4 protein-coding genes and 1 pseudogene are annotated in these 4,564 nt (G+C 47.4%); 2 read left to right on the top strand and 3 right to left on the bottom strand.

Going from position 1 to position 4,564, the window contains the following annotated elements; all coding sequences use genetic code 11:
• Both B3182_RS12170 and B3182_RS12165 read left to right on the top strand, forming a co-directional pair.
• A pseudogene (locus B3182_RS12170) lies at positions 1-240 on the top strand (mammalian cell entry protein); the annotation flags it as partial.
• 12 nt (positions 241-252) lie between these two features.
• A complete protein-coding gene (locus B3182_RS12165; protein ID WP_292358064.1) occupies positions 253-840 on the top strand; it encodes a PqiC family protein in 588 nt (195 codons plus the stop codon).
• Between the two features lie 50 nt (positions 841-890).
• Here B3182_RS12165 and B3182_RS12160 read toward each other — a convergent pair whose 3' ends face one another.
• The 3 genes from B3182_RS12160 to B3182_RS12150 form a co-directional block, all read right to left on the bottom strand.
• Positions 891-2,252, bottom strand: coding sequence for an NAD-dependent succinate-semialdehyde dehydrogenase (locus B3182_RS12160; protein WP_292358062.1), 1,362 nt, complete (start codon positions 2,250-2,252; stop codon positions 891-893).
• Between the two features lie 14 nt (positions 2,253-2,266).
• Positions 2,267-3,526: an ectoine hydrolase gene (gene doeA / locus B3182_RS12155; RefSeq protein ID WP_292358060.1), complete on the bottom strand. Its 1,260-nt coding sequence runs from the start codon at positions 3,524-3,526 to the stop codon at positions 2,267-2,269.
• Positions 3,523-4,564 (bottom strand): diaminobutyrate--2-oxoglutarate transaminase (locus B3182_RS12150; protein WP_292752915.1); only part of this gene is annotated, 1,042 nt, incomplete at its 5' end. The genes doeA and B3182_RS12150, both read right to left, overlap by 4 nt.

Here is a 4,564-nt window from a genome sequence, read left to right as displayed (position 1 = left end):
GCTTCTGAAACGCAACAGATCCCTGAAAATATTAATCAGACACTTACAGAAATTCGAGCCACTTTGCAGGGGCTTTCGCCTGATTCCTCCGCTTATCAAGAGATGACAGGCACCTTGCAACGGTTGGAAAAACTGCTGCGTGATCTTCAGCCCATCGCACGGACTTTGGGCGAACAACCCAATGCACTAATTTTTGATCGTCGTGACAGCGACGACCCACTACCACGAGCGCCAAAATAATCGGGATTATTTATGTTGATAACAATCAATAAATTGTTTTTTAGCTTATTGCTGGTAATGAGTTTAATGGCTTGTGCCAATCAAGCAGTTAATACACAACGATATACCCTGCCAGAAACCTTTCAATCCTCTGAGCAGGCTTCAACACCTGAGGCACAAGTCCTTGTAATAGGCTCTATTAGCCTGGCTGAATTTCTTGACAGCGAACGCATTGCATTGCAAATGGATGACATTACTCTGCATCAAGCCAATGAGCATCTTTGGGCAGAAAACCTGGGCCAACAAATTCGCCGTGGATTGCGTAGCCGATTGAGCAAACAACTCCCAGAGTTGCTGGTGCTGTCAGATAGTCGGGGATTAAAACAAACGGCGTGGAATTTACAGTTGGATATTGAGCAGTTTCATGGGCACTTTACTGGCAAAGCGGTGACCAGCGGACAATGGCGTTTGCGCGATCACACAGGTGAATTGATTGTCATCTCACCCTTTCATATTGAAACAACTCTGGCAGCAGATGGTTATCCGGCTTTAGTGCGGGCATTGGGTAGCAACTTGGATAAATTAGCTGAAAAACTAGCTACTGAAATCACAAAATATTGATTTAAATTGGGTGAGATCATTATGATCTCACCCTCTAAACCTGATTGAAATTACTTAATCCACACCTGTTTGGCGTTCACAAACTCATGGATTCCGTGTGGCCCGAGCTCTCGACCAAAACCGGATCCCTTGATTCCACCGCTTGGTAATCGAGGATCGGTTTTCACAATGCCGTTTATTGCAACCTGACCAGATTGAAGCTGCATGGCCAGATGCGAAGCCAATTCGGCATTTTTAGTCCAGATGCTGGCACCTAAACCGTATTCCGTGTCATTGGCCATTTCCAGTGCGTGTTCGTGATCTTCTGCTTTAATCACCGCCATAATTGGCCCAAAGGTTTCCTCACGAAACGCACACATTGTGGGAGTCACTTCGGTCAGCAAGGTGACCGGGTAGAAAAAACCATCGGTATCCGGTAATTCGCCTCCTAATAAACATTTCGCACCTGCCGCAACGGTATCTTCCACCTGACGATGCAGATTCAGTTGTAAATCCTTGCGAGCAATCGGCCCGATATCGGTACTAGGTTGTAATGGATCGCCCATTTGCAATTTTTTGAGTCGATTTAATAATAGTTCGACAAAATGGTCGTAGATTTCAGCCTCGACAATAATTCGTTTTGCGGCAATACAGGACTGTCCTGCATTAATGATTCGCGACAGTGTAACCACATCCGCGGCCGTTTCCAGATCCGCATCGGCAAGAATAATACTGGGATCCGAGCCACCCAGTTCCAGTACACAGGGTTTGATTTCACTGCCTGCAATTTCGGCTACTTTCCGGCCTGCACCACCAGAACCGGTAAACGAAACAGCCATTATGCGTGGATCACGAATCGCTAATTCTACTTCTGGGGTTTCCAGGGGCAAATTCACCATAATATTTTCCGGTGCGCCAGCTTTAACAAAGGCATTTGCGATTGCCTGGGCCGTTTGCGGCACATGGGGATCGTGTTTCATCACACAAGTATTGCCTGCCATCAGCGCGGGGGCCAGATAGCGGAATGCCAGCCATAATGGTGCATTCCAGGGCAGAATGCCCAGCAATGTGCCCAAAGGTTGATAACAGACATAACTAAGTGATGCATCCGATTCGATAGTGTCTCTGGCCAGAAACTTTTCGGCATTATCGGCATAGAATTCTGCACAAAAGGCTGCTTTTTCAACCTCTGGTACCCCTTCTCTTATTGGCTTACCCATTTCCAAAGCCATCAGTTGTGCCAGATCATGTTTTTCTGCGCGTAACTGTCTGGCGACTGAACGTAAAACCTCTCCACGCTCTTCAAAACTTCGATCACTCCAGTCAGCAAAAGCTGCGCTGGCCTCACCGATTCGGGCATACATTTCATGTTTAGTGAGACAGGGGAAACTATCGATTTTTTTTCCGCTATACGGATTTGTTGCTGTTAGCATGTGAACCTCTTTAATTAGCTAGCGGATTTCTGAGAACGCTCAATTTGTTTGTCAGCTTTCGCTTCGCTTTTTGGGCTTTTATCAACCGAGATGAGCTTTTGTTTGCCCTGATCGGCTTTCACCACAAAATCCCGATCCATGGTGAAAAAGGACTCGCAGCCATCTTCGGTAATATGAATGGTGTCAGAGATACCGCAGGTTTTATCCCCATCGATGCCCCACATCCACGGGATAATGTGAAACGTCATGCCAGGTTTCAGCACAGCAGATTCACCTTGTTTGAGACTAACGATATACCCTTCATCCCAGCTGGGTGGAAAGGCGATACCAATTGAATAACCCGACCGGGTCACCAGCCGTGCACCAATATCATTTTTAGTAATGATATTACGAATCATATTGTCGGCATCGGATACGGTCATGCCTGGCTGAAAATTCTTATGTACTGCGTCCAGCGCCATTTTCATAATTTCCTGGGCTTTATACATTGATGGGCTTAATGCACCCAGAACAATTGTGCGCATCATTGCGGTGTGATACCGGCGATAACAGCCCCCCACCTCAAGAAAAACATGTTCATTTGGTTGAACAATACGGCCTTCCCAAGTGGCATGACCAATCATGGTGCGTGGTCCGGAAGTCACATACGGCATCACCGCAGGTGGTTCACCTCCTGCTCTAAACATTGCTGCGCTGATTGCCGCACCAATTTCATTTTCAGTAACGCCTTCCTGCACAGCGTCAATACCGGCTTGCATACCTGCTTCAGTGGCTCTGGCAGCATTCTGCATCAAGGCAATTTCCATAGCTGATTTGCATACCCGCCCTTCCTCTACGATGCCAAAGCAATCCAGTAGTTTGCCATCGGTCAAAGTGGTATGAATGCAGTCCTGATGATAGGCAGGGAAAAAGTAGCTGTTACGTTCATATCCAATGCGTTTTTTATCCAGTCCAAACTCACGCAGTGCATCGACCAGCATCTGAATGGCATCGCCAGTATCAGGATACGGCCGGGTAATCTCTACCCAGGTCCGATGGATTACATTAGATTCTTCCAGTTTACGGGTAATCATGAACGGTTCATCTTCCAACGGCACTACCAACGCCTGAAAAAATGAATAGCCAGTCGTCTGATAATCCGTCAGATACATAATATTTTCAGGATCGGAAATGACCACAGCATCCATATGCCGTTCGGCAATACGTTCTCTTAACTCGCGTAGTCGTCGCTCGTATTCTTCAAACGGAAAAGTCATATCATCACGCTGTCTCATGCGGCTTCCTCCATTTGCATGACTCTGTCTGTTACTTCAACCAGAATATCCAGTCCCGTCTTTAAGTCAGATTGGGGCGTGGTTAATGGGGGGATCAATTTGACAACACGGCCACCGGTACCACAGCTGGCAATCAGTAACCCGGCATCAAAACACTGATTCACAATCGCTTTGGCTCTATCTCCATTGCCGACGTCCAATCCCAGAATCATGCCTTTACCAGTCACATTCACTTCCGGATACCGCTGCGTCAATGGTGCCAGTGCTTCAGCCATTTGCTGGCCGTTGGTTTTGACTTCTTTCATCAACTCATCATTGTCAAAATAAGTCAGTGCCTGATCACCAGCGACAAAGGAAATATCCTGGCCTCTGAAAGTGCCAGTATGTTCACCGGGCGACCAGTGTTCATCAAGTTCCGGCTTCACCAAATTCATCGCCATCGGTGTGCCCATGCCACCAATACCTTTGGCCAGGCAAATAATGTCAGGGTCAATACCCAGATCATCAAAACTGAAAAACGAACCGGTTCGGCCAACGCCCACCTGAATATCGTCGACGATTAATAATGCCCCGACTTCTTTGGCCAATTTTGCCAGGGCCTGCAACCATTCTTTTGATGCTACCTTCACACCGCCTTCTGCCTGTATCGTTTCAAGCAAAAATGCTGCGGGCGGAGCAATACCGCTGGAGCTGTCTTTATAGATTGCTGTTAACTGATCAATACTTTGCATTCCACAACCCAGTTCACAGCCCGGACAAACCTCTTCACAGCCAAAGGCAAAATGTTTCACATGGTTGAGCGGCACACCGGCTGCATTACGGAAGTACTGATTCGCCGTGGCGCTCAGTGCCCCCAGTGTCATGCCATGAAAGCCATGACTGAAAGCCACGACATCCTGACGACCGGTAACTCTTCTTGCCAGTTTCATTGCGGCTTCCACCGCATTGGTTCCGGTAGGCCCCATAAATTGCATTTTATGCGGCATATTGCGAGGTTTCAGAATGGTATCGGTGAAGTGCTGCATAAACTGTCGTTTA

This window comes from Methylophaga sp. UBA4204, from assembly GCF_002379485.1.
Classification (GTDB): Bacteria; Pseudomonadota; Gammaproteobacteria; order Nitrosococcales; family Methylophagaceae; genus Methylophaga.
The sequence above is the reverse complement of the archived record's forward strand: the minus strand, read 5'-3'. Positions and strand labels throughout refer to the sequence as shown.

Excerpts from the sequence above, each read along its gene's own strand:
- B3182_RS12165 (WP_292358064.1), top strand. The coding sequence starts at position 253 with ATGTTGATAACAATCAATAAATTGTTTTTTAGCTTATTGCTGGTAATG.
- B3182_RS12160 (WP_292358062.1), bottom strand. The coding sequence starts at position 2,252 with ATGCTAACAGCAACAAATCCGTATAGCGGAAAAAAAATCGATAGTTTC.
- doeA (WP_292358060.1), bottom strand. The coding sequence starts at position 3,526 with ATGAGACAGCGTGATGATATGACTTTTCCGTTTGAAGAATACGAGCGA.